Origin of the sequence: Desulfofustis glycolicus DSM 9705, from assembly GCF_900130015.1 — a bacterium.
GTDB classification, from domain to species: Bacteria; Desulfobacterota; Desulfobulbia; order Desulfobulbales; family Desulfocapsaceae; genus Desulfofustis; species Desulfofustis glycolicus.
Window position 1 is genome coordinate 131,193 of the sequence record NZ_FQXS01000004.1, and the last position, 16,309, is coordinate 147,501.

At 53.0% G+C, this 16,309-nt stretch carries 12 protein-coding genes; 8 read left to right on the forward strand and 4 right to left on the reverse strand.

Translation table 11 applies throughout. The annotated features are described in order from the left end of the window. The first annotated feature begins 65 nt into the window (after positions 1 to 65). The 3 genes from BUC26_RS05090 to pruA all read left to right on the forward strand — a co-directional run bounded on the left by BUC26_RS05090 (position 66) and on the right by pruA (position 4,057). A complete protein-coding gene (locus BUC26_RS05090; RefSeq protein WP_073373889.1) occupies positions 66 to 1,772 on the forward strand; it encodes an aldehyde ferredoxin oxidoreductase C-terminal domain-containing protein in 1,707 nt (568 codons plus the stop codon). Then, entirely contained in the window at positions 1,766 to 1,984 is a 219-nt protein-coding gene (locus BUC26_RS05095; RefSeq protein WP_073373891.1) for a ubiquitin family protein, read from the forward strand. Before BUC26_RS05090 ends, BUC26_RS05095 begins: the two co-directional genes overlap by 7 nt. Before the next feature lie 432 nt (positions 1,985 to 2,416). Next, positions 2,417 to 4,057, forward strand: a complete 1,641-nt coding sequence (pruA, locus tag BUC26_RS05100) for an L-glutamate gamma-semialdehyde dehydrogenase (protein ID WP_073373893.1) — start codon at positions 2,417 to 2,419, stop codon at positions 4,055 to 4,057. Positions 4,058 to 4,261: 204 nt separating this feature from the next. Here pruA and BUC26_RS05105 read toward each other — a convergent pair whose 3' ends face one another. The 3 genes from BUC26_RS05105 to BUC26_RS05115 form a co-directional block, all read right to left on the reverse strand. Then, on the reverse strand, positions 4,262 to 4,999 hold the full coding sequence (locus BUC26_RS05105) for a FadR/GntR family transcriptional regulator (protein WP_073373895.1): 738 nt from the start codon (positions 4,997 to 4,999) through the stop codon (positions 4,262 to 4,264). Positions 5,000 to 5,131: 132 nt separating this feature from the next. Next, positions 5,132 to 6,685 carry an L-serine ammonia-lyase, iron-sulfur-dependent, subunit alpha gene (locus BUC26_RS05110; RefSeq protein WP_073373897.1) on the reverse strand — a complete coding sequence of 518 codons (1,554 nt, stop codon included), beginning with the start codon at positions 6,683 to 6,685 and terminating at the stop codon, positions 5,132 to 5,134. A 160-nt stretch (positions 6,686 to 6,845) separates the two neighbouring features. Continuing rightward, a complete protein-coding gene (locus BUC26_RS05115; RefSeq protein ID WP_073373899.1) occupies positions 6,846 to 7,601 on the reverse strand; it encodes a GntR family transcriptional regulator in 756 nt (251 codons plus the stop codon). 815 nt (positions 7,602 to 8,416) lie between these two features. Here BUC26_RS05115 and dctP point away from each other — a divergent pair. The 5 genes from dctP (at position 8,417) to BUC26_RS05140 (ending at position 13,859) form a co-directional block, all read left to right on the forward strand. Next, positions 8,417 to 9,430, forward strand: coding sequence for a TRAP transporter substrate-binding protein DctP (dctP, locus tag BUC26_RS05120; protein WP_073373901.1), 1,014 nt, complete (start codon positions 8,417 to 8,419; stop codon positions 9,428 to 9,430). Positions 9,431 to 9,517: 87 nt separating this feature from the next. Beyond that, positions 9,518 to 10,099 carry a TRAP transporter small permease gene (locus tag BUC26_RS05125; RefSeq protein ID WP_208609729.1) on the forward strand — a complete coding sequence of 194 codons (582 nt, stop codon included), beginning with the start codon at positions 9,518 to 9,520 and terminating at the stop codon, positions 10,097 to 10,099. Further along, on the forward strand, positions 10,096 to 11,418 hold the full coding sequence (locus tag BUC26_RS05130; protein WP_073373905.1) for a TRAP transporter large permease: 1,323 nt from the start codon (positions 10,096 to 10,098) through the stop codon (positions 11,416 to 11,418). The genes BUC26_RS05125 and BUC26_RS05130 overlap by 4 nt, the downstream gene beginning before the upstream one ends. Before the next feature lie 449 nt (positions 11,419 to 11,867). Then, on the forward strand, positions 11,868 to 12,860 hold the full coding sequence (locus tag BUC26_RS05135) for an ornithine cyclodeaminase family protein (protein ID WP_084540464.1): 993 nt from the start codon (positions 11,868 to 11,870) through the stop codon (positions 12,858 to 12,860). Between the two features lie 105 nt (positions 12,861 to 12,965). Next, positions 12,966 to 13,859, forward strand: coding sequence for a DMT family transporter (locus BUC26_RS05140; protein ID WP_073373907.1), 894 nt, complete (start codon positions 12,966 to 12,968; stop codon positions 13,857 to 13,859). Positions 13,860 to 13,945: 86 nt separating this feature from the next. On the opposite strand, the gene hypD is transcribed toward BUC26_RS05140, so the two are convergent. After that, positions 13,946 to 16,306: a trans-4-hydroxy-L-proline dehydratase gene (gene hypD / locus BUC26_RS05145; RefSeq protein ID WP_073373909.1), complete on the reverse strand. Its 2,361-nt coding sequence runs from the start codon at positions 16,304 to 16,306 to the stop codon at positions 13,946 to 13,948. Positions 16,307 to 16,309: the final 3 nt, after the last annotated feature.

Here is a 16,309-nt window from a genome sequence, read left to right on the forward strand (position 1 = left end):
ACGTGCTCCAGGGGACAGAAAGACAACTATCGACAAGAGAACCAGAATTTCAGCAGGAGTACACAATGTTCAGCATGTTACGCATCGACACCGCAACTGAAACGGTTACCAAGGAAACCAGTGATTCCCTGGAGTACCTGCTCGGCGGCAGATCGCTTTCTTCCCATCTGGTCAGTGAAGAAGTCAACCCGAAATGTGATCCTTTCGGCCAGGAGAACAAGCTGTTTTTCTGTAATGGCGCCCTGAGTGGAACCAACGTCTCGAGCTCGAACCGACTCAGCATCGGCGGCAAAAGTCCCCTGACCAGCGGAATCAAGGAGAGCAACGCCGGAGGTATTGTTGCAACTCGCATGGCCCAGCAGGGACTGCGTTGCATCGCTCTTGAAGGGACTCCTCCCCCGAATAGTGGGTGGAGAATTGTTGTGATCGGCCGGACGGGGACTGAGTTTCTCGATGGGTCCTTTCTTGCCGGCAAAGGAGTATATGAAAAATCAGACCTGCTCAGCGAAAAATTTGGTAGCAAAGCCGGGTGCATCACGATTGGCCCGGCAGGCGAGAACCTTCTTTACGCTTCCGGCATTGCCTGTTCCGATCCGCATGGCGTATGCTCGCGCTATGCCGGCCGCGGCGGTCTCGGCGCAGTCATGGGCTCGAAAAAAATCATCGCCCTGGTTATTCTCGATGATGGCGATCGCAAACCTGACTATGTTGATCAGGAAAAATTCAACGCCGCGGCAAAGCAGATCATCAAGCTACTCAAAGAGAATCCGATTTCCTCCAAGTTCACCAAGTATGGCACATCGGCCATGGTCGATATCTGCCAGGCCCTCAAGGTGTTGCCAACCCAGAACTTCAGACATGGCGTAATGGAGGGAGCCGAACGGATCAACGCCCAGGCACTGTATGACACGATCAAGGAGCGTGATGGCGAGGGCAAGACCCAGCACGCCTGCATGTTGCCATGTGCCATCATGTGCTCAAACGTTTATCCGGACAAGGAAGGTCATCTGTTGTGCTCGCCGATAGAATACGAAACCATGGCGCTGATGGGATCCAATCTGTGCCTCAAGAACCTCGACACAATTGCCGAAATGAACCGCATAGCCAATGATGTCGGGGTGGACACGCTCGACTGCGGCGCTGCGATAGGCGTGGCCATGGAAGCCGGCCTCGCCGAATTTGGCGACGACAAGGCCGCCGTGGCAATGATGGAAGAGATCCGTCACCTGACACCACTTGGAAGAATCATCGCTTCCGGCTGTAAGATTGCCGCCCAAGTACTGGGCGTGAAACATGCGCCTCATGTTTTGGGTCAGGCGATACCCGCTTACGAGCCGCGCGGATCGAAAGGCATGGCTATGACCTATCTCTCTTCACCCATGGGGGCAGACCACACCTTCGGCTTTACGCTCCGGGACGAAGAAGATACCTTGACGAAAAAGGGAAAGGTCGACCTTTCAAAGAAATTCCAGGTCATCGGCTCTCGTATGGACGCCATGGGAACGTGTAATTTCGTCCGCTATTCCGTGCGCAACGATATGACTCCGCTACTTGATCTGATTGCTGCCAGATATGGAGTCGAAGTCAGCGGCGAGCAATTTGACGATATGGTCAAGAAAACGTTGCGGATAGAGCACCAATTCAACACAGATGCCGGTATTACCATTGCCGATCATCGCTTTGCCGAGACGTTTTACGTCGAAAAACAACCTGAAACAGGTGAGGTAATCGATTTCACCGACGAGGAAACCCTTCAGGCAATGCAATGGTGACGATTGTCTTCAAACTGTCTGAAATGGGCACGGTCTCCCTGGATATTGATGAGCCCGTGCCGTTTTCCAGGGTATTGCAATTATGTGCCCAAAAAACGGCGGTAGATATCGGCGGCGTAATCGCCGTGCGCGGTGGGAGGCTCATCTCCCAGGAAGATCTGGTACACAACGGTGATCAAGTGGATGTTTTTCCCGCCATATCAGGTGGTTGATTGCTTTTCTACCAAAAACGGCAGCACCTGTTTTTCGGTCGAGACCGAAGAACCCAGGGCAGCGCATTTTCCCCGCACTCCTTTTCATAACAGCTCGACAACACGCTGAAACATGCTGATAGTTGAGGGCAGAAGCCGGGATAATCTGTTTCTGCCGGTGGGCGATCAAGCACGCACCCGACACAATTTTTCATCACGGCCGGAGTGGCTGATAACTGCAATACGTTACAAGAATCAAACGTCAAAATAACGGACTAACGATGCCGGCTGATACATTCTCGCCACTGTCGTAACGGGACGTCAGAGAAAACAACGAAGTCCTCCGTGCCAGCCGGCTTGACTGGTTGACTGGCCCCGAGCCGCAGATCGTGGCTTCGAGACAGCGAAGCACCGCCTTTCAGACAATCTATTCGATAAACCAAGGTGACCATGATGAATCTCCTCAACAATGCAGTCATCGAAACCCCATACCCAGAAAACGAAGCCATACTCGATTACGCACCAGGCAGCGAAGCGCGCCGAAAACTGAAAGAAGCGCTGACTGAACTAGCTGCAAAGCGCATAGAAATTCCTCTGATTATTGGCGGCCAGCGAATTACCACTGATGATATGGGACAGGTGGTCATGCCGCACGACCATGGTCATGTGCTGGCCGATTACCATAAAGCCTCAGCTAGAGAGGTTCGTCAAGCGATCGATGCAGCGCTTGACGCCCGGAAAACCTGGCAGTCAATGAGGTGGGAGGAGCGCTGCGCGATATTTCTGAAAGCGGCCGAATTGCTCGCGCAGACGTATCGCTACCTGATCAACGCGGGTTCCATGCTGTCGACCTCCAAGAATGTTTTTCAGGCAGAGATTGATGCGGCCTGCGAACTCATTGATTTTCTCCGGTTCAATGTCTTTTTCGCCGAGCAGATATACCGTGAGCAGCCACGCTCTGCACCGGGAACGTGGAATTATGTCCAGCACCGCCCGTTGGAAGGGTTCGTCTTTGCCGTGACGCCCTTCAACTTTACGGCCATCGCCGGAAACCTCCCGACCGCGCCGGCAATCATGGGAAATAGCGTCGTCTGGAAACCCGCTTCCACCAGTGTCTATACCCCGTATCTCTTTATGCAGATTCTCGAAGAAGCCGGTCTGCCGGCCGGGGTAATCAACTTTATACCCGGATCCGGAAGAACGGTAGGGGATATATGTCTCAAGGATCGCCATCTCGCAGGCGTGCACTTTACCGGCTCGACCGCGGTATTCCAGCAGATGTGGCAGACCATCGGAGAGCATATCGAGACGTATACCTCTTATCCGCGTATTGTCGGGGAAACCGGCGGTAAAGACTTCGTTTTCGTGCACCGTTCAGCCGATATACAGCAGGTCGTTACCGCATTGGTTCGGGGCGCCTTCGAATACCAGGGGCAAAAATGTTCGGCGGCGAGCAGGGCCTATGTACCGCGGAGCTTATGGAAAGAGATCAAGGCCGGGTTGGAAAGGGAGATCGGTTCGCTAAAGATTGGCGCACCCCAGGATTTTCAAAATTTCGTAAACGCGGTGATAGATCGGCAGGCGTTTGCAGCAATAACCGGGTTTATCGATTACGCCAGCCAGAGCAGCAGTGCTGAGATCATCATCGGTGGCGGCTCGGATGATCGGGTCGGATACTTCATAGAACCTACGGTAATCTACACCGAAGACCCACATTTCAAAACGATGGTCGAAGAGATATTCGGCCCGGTGCTTACCGTTTATGTCTATGAAGACGACGCATACCGGGAAACCTTGGAGTTATGCGACCGGTCCTCGAAGTATGCCCTTACCGGTGCGATCTTTTCCAGGGATAGAGCGGCAATATCCCTGGCTATGACCGCACTCGAACATGCGGCAGGCAACTTTTACATCAATGACAAACCCACCGGCGCCGTCGTCGGCCAACAGCCTTTTGGTGGGGGCCGGGCCTCCGGAACCAATGACAAGGCCGGCTTCTATACCAATTTGCTGAGATGGGTTTCGCCCCGCACCGTAAAAGAGACCTTCATCCCGGCTACCAGCACTGGTTATCCGTTTATGGAAGAAGAATAAAAAGACGTTCGGGTTGGTGCGACAAAGTCAATAGCGTGCGGATGTTTCCTTGCTGTGGAGAGATCTGTCCGTTTTGGAACGAGCGGCTGGTCGGCAGTGCCGTCCCGGTAGTTCAAGCGATTATTGAGTCACACGTGGATCCATTGTGTCGGTGATAAACCGGGCAGGGGGCCGCCGCCACTGCAAACGATACCGGTTGTTTGCTCAACGATCTGGGGTGTGGCGCTTTTTTTGTTCCATATAGGCGCTGAATCTTCTGACATGATCGGCTGCACAGCGTTTGGCTCGTTCAGCGTCACCGGTAACGACGGCATCAACGATGGCGCTGAGATCGCGAAAATTTTCCTCCATCTCATCTTTGCCGACGATTAAAAGCGTATCATAATATCGATGGATGTTTTTGTGTATCGAGTGATGGATAAAACGGTAGAGGGGGTTGCCGGCAACACAGGCAAGCTCGATATGGATTTTCTCGTCCATGTGGACGAATTTATCCCATAGGTGCGGGCCCTGTTCTCGGTAGCCGGCAGCCTGGCCGATCAAATCCGCCAACTTTCTTTTATCTGTCGCAGTCGCCCTGACGGCGGCAAGTTCGGCCACCGCTCCTTCAACAACCTCGCGAAACTCGGCAAGATGCCGCAGTGAAACATTTTGTGATTGAATGAGGATGGCCAGGTTCTCGGCCATCAATTCTGCATTTGCATCCTTGACATAGGCGCCGCCGTTCATTCCGAGACGAATCTCGATGAGGCTTTTCTGCTCAAGAATACGCAACGCCTCCCGCAGCGTCCCTCTGCTGGCCTGAAACATCTCGCACAATTCTCTCTCCGGAGGCAGTTTATCGCCGGGAACAATCTGGCCGTCTAGAATAGCATTCTGAATCTGTTCGACAACGTCTTGGTAGATCCTGTTTTGCTTCGCTTTGTGAAAATGAACACCCATAAGTAGCCGCTGTGATCCAAGGGAGATGAGTCTGAAATGGTTAAACCATTATAGACTATATGCTATTCTGAAAAATCAGGCAAGAATTATGCTGACGCAAAGATATCTTTCATTCTGAGGTGTTATCTAAAATCATTGAGACTGCAGCCGCTTGGTTATGGTTTTCGACGTCGGGGTGATAGACAGCCCACCACGGGCGGTGCAGCGCAGTTCGTGGGGTAGGGAGCGACCCACCTGATCCATGGCCGCAACAACTTCATCAAAGGGGATTACCTGATCAAATCCCGACAGCGCAAGGTTGGCGCAGGAAACACCGTTACTGGCAGCCAGTATGTTTTTCCCCAGGCAGGGCACTTCGACCCGGTTGGCCACCGGATCGCACACCATACCAAAAATATTCTGCAGGGCCAAAGAAGCGGCCGCCAGACTGATTTGGTAAGAGCCTCCCAGCATGGAGGTTACCGCTGCTGCGATCATACCCGAGGAAACCCCGCACTCCGCCTGGCAACCGCACACTTCGGCAGAAAATGTGCTGGCGGTGGCGATCAATACGCCGATAACACCTGCTGCAAGCAGCCCTCTTGCTTTGGCTTCGGCATCCAGATTGCAGGCAGCGGCAACACCAATAAGCGATCCGGGAAGCCCACCACACGATCCAGCTGTCGGTGCCGCCACGATAACTCCCATGGCGCTCTTAACTTCCATCACCGCGGCGACGTTGGGGATGATTGCATCCAGAACACCGAGATTCAGCAGCGCTCCCTGCTGCCGGGAGCGGGAATACTTGTCGGCTTGCGCGTCAAGTATTCTGTCGCGGAAGACCGTGCCCTCGAGTCCGCGGCTAATACCATCTTCCATAATCACCACGAGCCGGGACGCCATCTCCATCACTTCCCGGTCGGTTAACGCTCCTCGTGCGGTCTCGTAGGCGATGGCGAGATCGGCAAGGTCGGTGATTCCGGTTGAAGAGGCGTAGCGTTCCATCCCGGAAGCGGTGGTGAAGGGCAAGTTGCTCTGTCCTGGAGTGAGTACCGGCACTACCGGTGACAAGCGCCGGACAGCCAGTACAGACGGTTCAACATTAATCCGGACGACGAGTTCATCGCTGAAAGGAGAGTGGCTGAGCGCTACAGCTAAAGAGCGGTCTTTATTCCATGAAACGGACACTGCCTCCATCTCGTCAAGAAGCGAGTCGATTTGAGCCGTCGGACTTTTCTTAAACCAGATCACCAGGCCGTAGCAATCGCCAAAGAACGACACATCCAAGTCATCGATGCCGATTACCTCGATAATTCCCCCTCCCGTTGAAAGAGCTTTGAGACGATGTTCTTCACCGTCTTTGTTGAGCCTGAGGTTATACGTGTTGGGATGTGGGTCATGATAATGATCGGTGAAATAGTGCAGCTCGAGCTGCGCTTTGCGTATCTCATTGCGGTAGTCTGCCAACCGTTCATCGTCGGCATCGAATCCCAGCAGGCCGGCACTAAGCCCCATGTCCGATCCCTGGGACAGATAGGTGGAGGGCAAGGAGCCGGCAAGATCGAAATAGGCGTGGACAGTCTGCGGTGTTCCTCCCATCAACTCTCTACCGATGCGGCCGATCCGGACTGCAGCGGCGCTGTGCGAACTGGAAGGCCCTCGCATTATCGGGCCAATAACGTCATTGAAGATACTTGGAACATTCATTCAGCACACCTCGTTTTCGATTTTCATGGATCCATTCAGGTAAAAATGTTTGTGGTCTTTTCCCGCAGATGGAGGGGTTGGACCGCCTGGAAGCCACTCTTTGAACTGACAATCAAGTGTAGTACCAAGGAAAGGTGGCGATTTCAGTTCTTATGGATAGCTATTTCGGGGGTGCATCGGCGGTCTTCCTGTCGGCATACGAGTTGATTTGAATATGTTCAGACAGTCGATGAGATAAAAACCGGATGAATTTATGGTCGAATTGTTCGGCGTGACTCCGCGCGAGTTGTTCGGCGGCATTCGGGTCTCTTGCTTGAATAGTCTCGATCATTGCCTGATGTTCCATGACACCCGGTTCATCCGGAGTCCAGCCCAGATATTCGATGTGCATGTGCTGCATGCGAATACCTTCATTGAGCAATCTTTTATAAGCATGTGTCAGATATGGATTACCGGAAGCCTCACTGATGGCCAGGTGAAATTTCAGGTTGGCCTCGATCGCGGCGGTGGCACTTTGTTCTCCAACTGAGGACAAAAAAATCGACTGCGCTTCTTTTATGGCGGCGAGGTGGTCCTCCCTTCTGTTGAGTGCCGCGAGATGGTGAGTGCTTCGCTGAAGAAGACTCAGCGCATCGAGATATTTGGGCAGTAGCAGGAGATCAAAAGAGGCTACCAGTGTCGATCGGTTCGGAAGCATTACCACCAGACCGTCACCCGCCAATTTGATCAGCGCCTCTCTGACGGGAGAACGTGACGTATTAAATTTCCGTGCCAATGTGGTCTCGTCAAGCGCTTCGCCGGGTCGCAGAGCCAGAGTTTGGATTTCTTTGCGCAGGCTCTGATAAACAAGTTTCTGCCGCTCTCCTTTTATTCGCTTGTTGCTTCCAGCGGGAGTTGCGGCCTTTCCGATATTCATGGTGTTTATTGGCATCTTTCTTCTGGTCCTGCAAGAGGGTTCCGATCGCTCCGGCGCCCGAGGCGGTGCGATGTAGAGCAGGGTGGGGCAAGACAAACAAGCAGACAGAGCACCCACAGGATATATCGCTTTTCCGTCGTCTTGTCCACCTGATAGGAGATGCGCGCCATTCTGCACCGATCGAACAAACCGGCTTGTTTCGGCGAAAAATCGCAGACAGCAGGGCAACCGTACCGGTAATCCATGGCGATCAATGCCGCCCCTTGATCCCGTTTCGTTCCGCTTTTCATCTCCTCCATGACGGGAAGTTACAACGGGAAACGAAAAACGGCCTCCTGGTAGGAACAACAAAACACTTGATTCGTCAGCCGAGGATTGTTAAGTGGATATTGTCGACATAATGTCGTCAATCCTCAAGGGCACATAACCCGTGCACATTAATCGCGTCTGCTTTGCTCTTAAACACAAAAATCCATTGTTTCAAAGTAGCCATCGATCATTGACTATGGTAAAAAAAGCTTTGGACAGTGAGGGTGAATTATTGATACCACTCGGTGCCCGCAGATGTCGTATCGGCATTCCGGGGATCGACCCGTGAGCTTGCTCGGTTCACCCGAATAAGCCGCCATGTTCCAGCTGGTTTTGGTCTTCTACATACAACTCCTGCCGAGCAGGGGTATGGTGTGGGATACATAGTTTGTTTTGTGGCCCATTGATTGATAAATCAAAGGATAAGGAGGCACCTAACGGAGTATCGGATAACAAGATCAGGCAGTAGCTAATCCTTGGAATCTCAACAAAAAGGAGAGTGTAGCATGTTAAAGAAACTGAAACCTTTCGTAAGTCTCGCTCTGGCGGGTTCACTGCTGGCTTTCGGCACCACCGCAGCGCTTGCTGAACCGGAGATGATCCTGAAATTTGCCGGTCAGAATGCAACTGATCACCCGGCAACAGACATGATGAACAAAATTGCCAAAGAGATCGGTGAAAAGACGGATGGCCGCATCGAGGTAAAAGTTTTCCCCGCCAACCAACTCGGCGATTACACCCTGGTTTATGAAGAGCAGATCCGCGGTACCATCGACATGTCTTGTATTTCAGTTCCGAGTCAGTTTGATCCGCGGATGGAATTGATCTACATTAACGGCTACGTCAGCGACTACGAAGATGCAAAAAAAGTTTTTGCTCAAGATGGCTGGCTCTTCAAAAAAATGGACGAATTCAACGAACGACTCGGCGTCAAGCTCCTGGGTTTTTTTGTTGAAGGCATGATTGGAACCGGAACCACCAAACCGGCCAATGAACCCCTCACTCCCGGTGTTGAGAAGGGAGTTCTTATCAGGGTTCCGAACATGGACGTCTATAATCTCGCGGCCCAAGCCATGGGTTACAGAACCCAGACCGTACCGTATGCCGATGTTTACCAAGCCATTCAGACCGGCGTAGTCAACGGCGTCAACGGTTATCCGGTAGCGGCAGCGTACACCGCCCTCGGCGATGTCCTGAAACACTGGTACATGACCAATTACTCCATCGAAGTTCTCAATTACATGATCAGCGGCAAGACCTGGGAACAGATCAAGCCTGAAGATCAGCAGATCATCGCCGGCGTTCTCGCCGAAGCGACCACCAGCAGTATTGACAAAGCCAAAGAAGTGGACGAGCATTACATGAATTTGATGCGGGAAAAAGGCATTGAAGTCCACACCTACACCAAAGAGGAACTGCTGCCCATTATGCAGGCCTGTGCTACCACCTGGCCTCAACTCGAGAAAAACATGACCAAGGAACTGATGGATGAGTTCCGCAAGGAACTTGCACCGAAGTGATGCTTTCCCTTTTGCAACGCGTTTAACCAATGAGGCGCGATCAGGGAGAACTCGTCCCCGGTCGCGCCCATGCCATGGAGCCGCCTTGTGTCAGATTTTAAAATGGAAGATACTTGTGACGCTTCTGCTGAATGCGTAAGTTCGGTAGATACGCCGAAAAATATCTTCGACCGCATCATTATCAACTCTTTTTCCGTCATCTGTTTTTTCTGTGCCACGATCCTCACGCTGATTATCTGCGTTGCCACTTTTTTCCGCTATATCCTTGAAGGAAATCTCTATGGCTATGAGGAGTGGGTCAAAATCATTGCCTTCTGGCTCTATTTCATCGGCGCGGCAATAGGGGCCTACAACCGTACGCATGTATCAGCAGATCTGGTCAACGCCTATCTGCCCGATGGCACGCTCAAAAAATTCCTGGTTGTGGTGCGGAACTTTATTACCGTCTGCGTGGCGCTTCTCTTCACCTGGTACGGATATGATTTTTTCATGTTCGGTTTCCGGGGTCCTCTGGGAACCGGTATCGCCATCCCCATGACAAGCGTCTGGAGGATACCGATGTGGATCGGTTATCTCTCTGTGTTCCTGGGCTTGTTGTTCATGGTTTATTACTTCGCCAGAGATCTTGTTATCAGCCTGCGTGACTTGTTTGGGGGGAAAAAAGGATGATTTTCGTTGCCCTGATAATTCTCATATTCTGTCTGGTCATCGGTGTTCCCGTCCCGGTAAGTTTCATGGCGTCCGCCGCCTGGTTGATTTTTTATGGCGGCCCGGCTGGAGAAGGGTACCAGGCAACGCAGCTGCTTCCTTACGGCTATGCCCAGATGAACTCGGTCTCCCTGATTGCAATTGCCCTGTTTATCGCGGCAGGGGGCATCATGGAGCGCGGCAGAATCGGTGAGAAACTGATTGATTTCGTCGATGTCTTTGTCGGTCACTACAAGAGCGGTCTCGCCTTTGTCGCCGTCATCTCCTGTGCGATTGTCGGTTCTATCTGCGGGGCTGCCTGCGCCACACTGTCGTGTGTCGGTTCGATCATTTTTCCCAGGTTTTATGCCGAAGGATATCCGCGGGGGGTCGGGGCCGCACTTTTGGCCAATGCGTCGCTCCTGGGCCTGCTTATCCCGCCCAATGCCACGCTGATTATATTCGCCTGGATCAGCGGCCAATCGGTGCTGGCCTGTTTCCTGGCCACCGTGGTACCCGGTTTTATTACGATAGCATTATTGTGCACGGTCAGCTGGTGGCTACTCCGTAAAAGCACCACGATTAAAATCGGCAAAAAGAAACATCGAACCAATCTCGATCGGGTGCGACTGCTCAAATCCAGAGGCAAGCTGGCCCTGCCGGCCCTGATGCTACCGATCATAGTCTTGGGAGGTATCTACGGCGGTGTTATGACCACCACCGAGGCCTCGGCAATGGCGGTATTTTATGCCATTCCCGTCGGCATGTTCGTCTATAAAGGGCTCAACCTGAAAAACACCTACGAGGTTATTGTCGAGACTGCGGTCACCACCGGGGTCATCATGGTCATGCTCTACAGTGTTGCAATGCTGAGCCGTCTTTATCTTCTCGAAGATCTGCCGGGCGTTTTGCTTGCGCTGTTTTACGCTGTTTCCAGCGATCCCATGGCCATCATGTTCATGATCAACCTCTTCCTGGTACTCATGGGCATGCTGATGGACGATATCAGCGTCGTTGTGCTGACCACCCCGATCCTGATGCCGATCATCTTGGAACTGGGGTTCAATCCGATCCATTACGCTGCGATTGTCGGCGTCAATACCGGGCTTGGTTGCATTACCCCGCCCGCTGCACCTGTCCTGTACTTGTCTGGCCGCTTAGGGGGTGCTCCCATCGACGAGATGATGAAACCATGCCTGTGGTTTATCGTACTCTGCTGGGTGCCGGTACTGTTTGTGACGGTTTTCTTCCCGAAGCTGTCTCTGTTCCTGCCCCACTATATTATGGGAACACCGTGGTAACGCATTATGAATTTCTATTGCACAATCTTTGCGGTCCTGTGCTTCGCTTTTTTTCTTGCCGGCATAACGACCAATTCGCCTTTTGCATTTTTAACGGCGATGATGTTTGGTGTCCTGTCGAGGACTGCAAGTAAAAAGGGCTGGCCCAATCCTTGGTGAACTGAACATATTCCTTGAACGATTTATCGGCCTTGAGAGTAATCCCGCCGTTTCCGGCCAGTCTCAGAAGGCAGGCCGGAAACGGCTCTTGGCAAGCCTTCTGCCAGCAGTTCGCAGCTCTTGAGATCAACGGTGTCGATATTGCGGTTGCCTTTTATTCGAAGTAAGACTCTCATTTTCGGCACACGAGCTGCGCTCGAGATCTGTTACCTCTTTACGCTACCACCACCTCGTTTGTAGGTTGTCAAACACTTCAGACGAGACAGACTTTTTAAGTTTTTGAGGTCGTCATGAAAGACAGCACAATACGTTTTTTTTCGGGAAGCGACATACGCGCCCTGCTGACCATGGAAGATTGTATAGAAGCCATGAAAAGCGCTTTCAGCTCGCTGAGCGATGGAGAAGTGGTCATGCCGGTACGGTCCCGCCTGGAGATGCTCCCGGACAATGCCAATGCGTTGTTCATGCCGGTGTACATGCCCACCATCAACAGGGTTGGGGTGAAGAGTCTTACCAACTGCATAGACAATCCCAAAAAAGGGCTGCCTATGATCCACGCCTTGATGACGATTTTCGATTCCTCTACCGGCGTGCCTCTCGCCATATTGGACGGTGAAGCCATTACCGCCATGCGAACGGGCGCCGTTTCCGGCCTGGCCACCTCCTTTCTTGCCAGGGAATCTTCACGGACAGCGGCGATCATAGGTACCGGATTCCAAGCGGAAACCCAACTCATAGCGATTTGCACAGTGCGACCGATCTCCAGGGCGTACGTCTTCGACCTGCTGACCGAAAAAGCAGAGGCGTTCGCCGGCAAAATGAGAGAGCGCCTCAATATCGAAGTCCTGGTCGCCGCATCACCGGCCATTCTTCAGGAGGCTGACGTGGTCTGCACCGCGACTCCGTCGCGGCAACCGGTGTTTGACGATGCCTTCTTGAAACCCGGCGCACACATCAATGCGGTCGGCGCTTACAAACCTGATATGGTTGAAATACCGCCGGAAACCATTATCAGAGCAAAAATCGTCGTCGATCAGCGGGACGGCTGCTTGGCGGAGGCTGGTGATATTCTTGGGCCGCTTGAGAAAAAACTTATCACCGCTGACCATATTCACGGTGAACTTGGCGAGGTAGTAACGGGTAGAGTCGCTGCCCGAGAAAACGAAGACGAGATCACGGTTTTCAAATCGGTCGGCGTTGCCGTGCAGGATCTCGTCAGTGCCGACCTTGTTTTCAGGAAGGGCCTTGAGAAAGGGATCGGCACGGAGCTGTCCCTGGCTTAGTGTTGCTAAGCGCGATAACGAGGATGACAGGCTCCTTTGGGTGCACAGGATCCGGGGATAGGTAAGGGCTGCCTCTGTCTCCGGCACACGCATTTTGGAGAGGTGATGACCAATCAGACAAAGGCTTTTCTTCTGACCATCACTGCCGTGATCTTGTGGGGGACAGCGGCTTCGGCCTTTAAGATCGCTCTGGCATACGTTACGCCGTATATTCTTCTGTTCTACTCAGCTCTGGTTTCCACCGTGGCGCTCTTTGCCATCCTGCTGTTTCAGGGGAAACTCGTCGATGTCGCCCGGTTGCCTCCGAAATCATGGGCGCTGGCCGCGCTACTCGGTTTTATCAACCCCTTTTGCTACTACCTCGTTCTTTTTAAAGCCTACGCCATGCTCCCCGGTCAAATCGCCATGTCGCTCAATTACGGCTGGCCTTTTGCCCTGACGGTCTTGTCGGTCCCGCTGCTCAAGCAGAAACTCACCAGGGTGCAGGTCGTCTCGATCGGAGTGAGCTTTTTCGGCGCCGTGGTGATAGCCACCAAGGGCCGCTTCTTGAGCTTCGGCGAGGTCAGTACCTTCGGCGTCGTCTTGGCAATTAGCTCCACGCTGCTGTGGGCGGTCTTCTGGTTACTCAGCGCCCGGGACCGCGTCGATCCAGTGGTGAAGCTCTTTTTGGGGTTTGTCTTCGGCCTGCTCTATATTGTTGTGTGCAGCCCGATCTTTGGTGGGATACAGCTGCCGACACCGGTCGCCGCGGTACCTCTCGTCTACATCGGCCTCTTCGAGATGGGTATCACCTTCGTGCTGTGGCTGACCGCACTGCAACTCAGCAGTTCCACCGTCAGAATCGGCAATCTGGTCTATATTTCACCCTTTCTTTCCCTGCTTTTCCTTCATCTCGTTGTCGGTGAAGAGATTCACCTGACAACCTTTATCGGCCTGTTCCTGATTGTCGGTTCAATCATTTTTCAGGAAACCAGGACTAAAAAAGCCGGCCTTCCCTGAGTAGGAGAGGCCGGCCCTGCCGACCACGGCGCCGATTTTCATCGTTCGTTGTGTCGCGCAGTCATGGGAGTTATATAAAGGGGACGTCAGACTGTCTCTTGCTCGGTCCTGAGAATGATTTCCTCCTGATGCGCCTCGTCCAGATCGACGAAATAATCGCTGTAGCCCGCCACCCTCACCAGGAGATTTCGATAATCGTCCGGTTGCTGTTGAGCCAGTCGCAGCGTTTTGGTATCGACCACGTTGAACTGGATATGATGCCCTCCCAAGCGAAAGTAGGTGCGGATCAGTCCGGCGAGTTTTTTCAGATCGTTGTCCGACGCTAGGACGCTCGGCAGGAACCTTTGATTGAGCAGGGTGCCGCCCGATTTGACCTGATCCATCTTTGCAAGCGATTTGATAACTGCAGTCGGTCCGTTCCGGTCGGCACCATGAGAGGGCGACGTTCCGTCCGAGGCCGGCATGTAAGCAAAGCGGCCATTGGGGGTTGCACCCAGCATCTTGCCGAAATAGACGTGACAGGTTGTCGACAGCATGTTGAGGTGATATCCGGTACCCTTGGTGTTGGGTTTGCCGTCTATGGCAGCAAACAGACTTTCATAGACCTGCTGCATGATGGTGTCGGCCCGGTCGTCATCATTGCCGAAAAACGGCGTCTTGTTGAACAGCTTCAAGCGCAGCGGCTCCGCTTCGGCAAAATTTTCGGCAAGAGCTTTCAGCAACTCATCCCAGCTCAGGATGTTCTGAGTATAGATGTGGGTTTTAATCGCAGAAAGACTGTCAGTGACCGTGCCGATTCCGCAACACTGGATGTAATTGGTATTGTAACGCGGACCGCCGTCGTAATAGTCTCTGCCCTTGTCAATGCAATCGGCAATAACCACGGACAGAAACGGGGCAGGGCAATACTTGGCGTACATCCGTTCGATATAATTGTTTACTTCGATCTTAAGGTTGACGACGTATTCCAGTTGACGGCAAAAGGCGGCATAGAGATCTTCATAGGTTGCAAAGGTCCGGGGATCTCCGGTTTCGATGCCGACCAGCTCTCCGCTGAGGGGATCGACTCCATTGTTCAGAGTAATTTCCAATATTTTTGGCACATTAAGATAGCCGGTAAGAATGTAGGCTTCTTTGCCGAAAGCTCCGGTCTCGATACAGCCGCTGGTTCCTCCTTCGCGGGCGTCCTCGACGCTCTTTCCTGCACGAATCTGTTCCATGACAACCATGTCGGTGTTGAATACCGACGGATAGCCGTACCCTTTGCGAATCACTTTAGCGGCGGACAACAGAAATCGATCCGGCGTTTTTGTACTGATGTGCACACTTGGCTGCGGCTGCAGGAGGTGCAGTTCGTCGGCAACCTCGAGAGCCATATAAGAGATTTCGTTGCAGCCGTCACAGCCGTCCTTAAAGAGGCCGCCGAGATTGATCTGGGTGAAATCATTGTAGGTGCCGCTCTCTTTGGCGGTAACGCCAACCTTGGGCGGCGCGGTGTGATTGTTTACCTTTATCCAGAAGCAGGCAAGCAGCTCTTTCGCCTTGTCCCGGTCAAGAAGTCCATCGGCCAGATCTTGCTGATAAAACGGGAACAAGTGCTGATCGAGGTGCCCCGGGGACATGGCGTCCCAGCCATTGAGTTCGGTGATGGTCCCCAGATGAACAAACCAGTACATCTGCAGGGCTTCGTGGAACGTGCGCGGAGCATGTTCCGGTACCCACCGGCAGACCTCGGCGATGTGCAGCAATTCTTCGCGGCGCTGCCGGTCGCTCTCTTCGCTGGCCAGTTGTTCGGCAAGCTCGGCATGACGCCGGGCAAAAATGATGACCGCCTCACAGGCGATATCCATTGCGGTTAGTTCTTCATATTTATCCGATGCTTCGGGATCGTTCAGGTAATCGAGTCGGCCGATATGGGCCTGAATCCTTCGGCGGTAGTCTTTCATGCCGCTAGCGTAGATGCTGCCGTCCAGAACGGTATGCCCCGGCGCCCGCTGCTCCATGAACTCGGTGAACAATCCGGCTTCATAGGCCTTCCGCCAGTTCTCCGGAACCTTTCCGAAAATTCGTTCCCGCATCGATCTTCCCTGCCAGTATGGGATCACTTTGGCTTCATATTCAGCGATATCCGCGTCGTCGACGTGATAGCCGGTCATGGTTCTGCTGCTCAGGATTCGCAGATCTTCGGCACTGTGGCAGGTCAGTTCGGGAAAGGTGGGGACGACCTTCGGGGCGGGGCCCCGCTCGCCGACGATGAGTTCGTCTTCGCCGATGTAAATCGTCTTGTTCTCGCAGATATACTTGAAGAAACCGGCTCTGGTGATAGGAAGCGAATATTTGCCGGCATGCTCCTGGTAATATCTGGTTTCAAGCAGGGCCCGTTCTATGGAAATCGACGGCTGCGCTTTAAAACTGGCCGTTCTCAGCCTTTCAATTCTGTGATTCATTTC

Coding starts and splice junctions, on each gene's coding strand:
- BUC26_RS05105 (WP_073373895.1), bottom strand. CDS start 4,999: ATGGGTGTTCATTTTCACAAAGCGAAGCAAAACAGGATCTACCAAGAC.
- BUC26_RS05140 (WP_073373907.1), top strand. CDS start 12,966: ATGACCAATCAGACAAAGGCTTTTCTTCTGACCATCACTGCCGTGATC.
- BUC26_RS05135 (WP_084540464.1), top strand. CDS start 11,868: ATGAAAGACAGCACAATACGTTTTTTTTCGGGAAGCGACATACGCGCC.
- BUC26_RS05130 (WP_073373905.1), top strand. CDS start 10,096: ATGATTTTCGTTGCCCTGATAATTCTCATATTCTGTCTGGTCATCGGT.
- pruA (WP_073373893.1), top strand. CDS start 2,417: ATGAATCTCCTCAACAATGCAGTCATCGAAACCCCATACCCAGAAAAC.
- BUC26_RS05110 (WP_073373897.1), bottom strand. CDS start 6,685: ATGAATGTTCCAAGTATCTTCAATGACGTTATTGGCCCGATAATGCGA.
- hypD (WP_073373909.1), bottom strand. CDS start 16,306: ATGAATCACAGAATTGAAAGGCTGAGAACGGCCAGTTTTAAAGCGCAG.
- dctP (WP_073373901.1), top strand. CDS start 8,417: ATGTTAAAGAAACTGAAACCTTTCGTAAGTCTCGCTCTGGCGGGTTCA.
- BUC26_RS05115 (WP_073373899.1), bottom strand. CDS start 7,601: ATGAATATCGGAAAGGCCGCAACTCCCGCTGGAAGCAACAAGCGAATA.
- BUC26_RS05095 (WP_073373891.1), top strand. CDS start 1,766: ATGGTGACGATTGTCTTCAAACTGTCTGAAATGGGCACGGTCTCCCTG.
- BUC26_RS05090 (WP_073373889.1), top strand. CDS start 66: ATGTTCAGCATGTTACGCATCGACACCGCAACTGAAACGGTTACCAAG.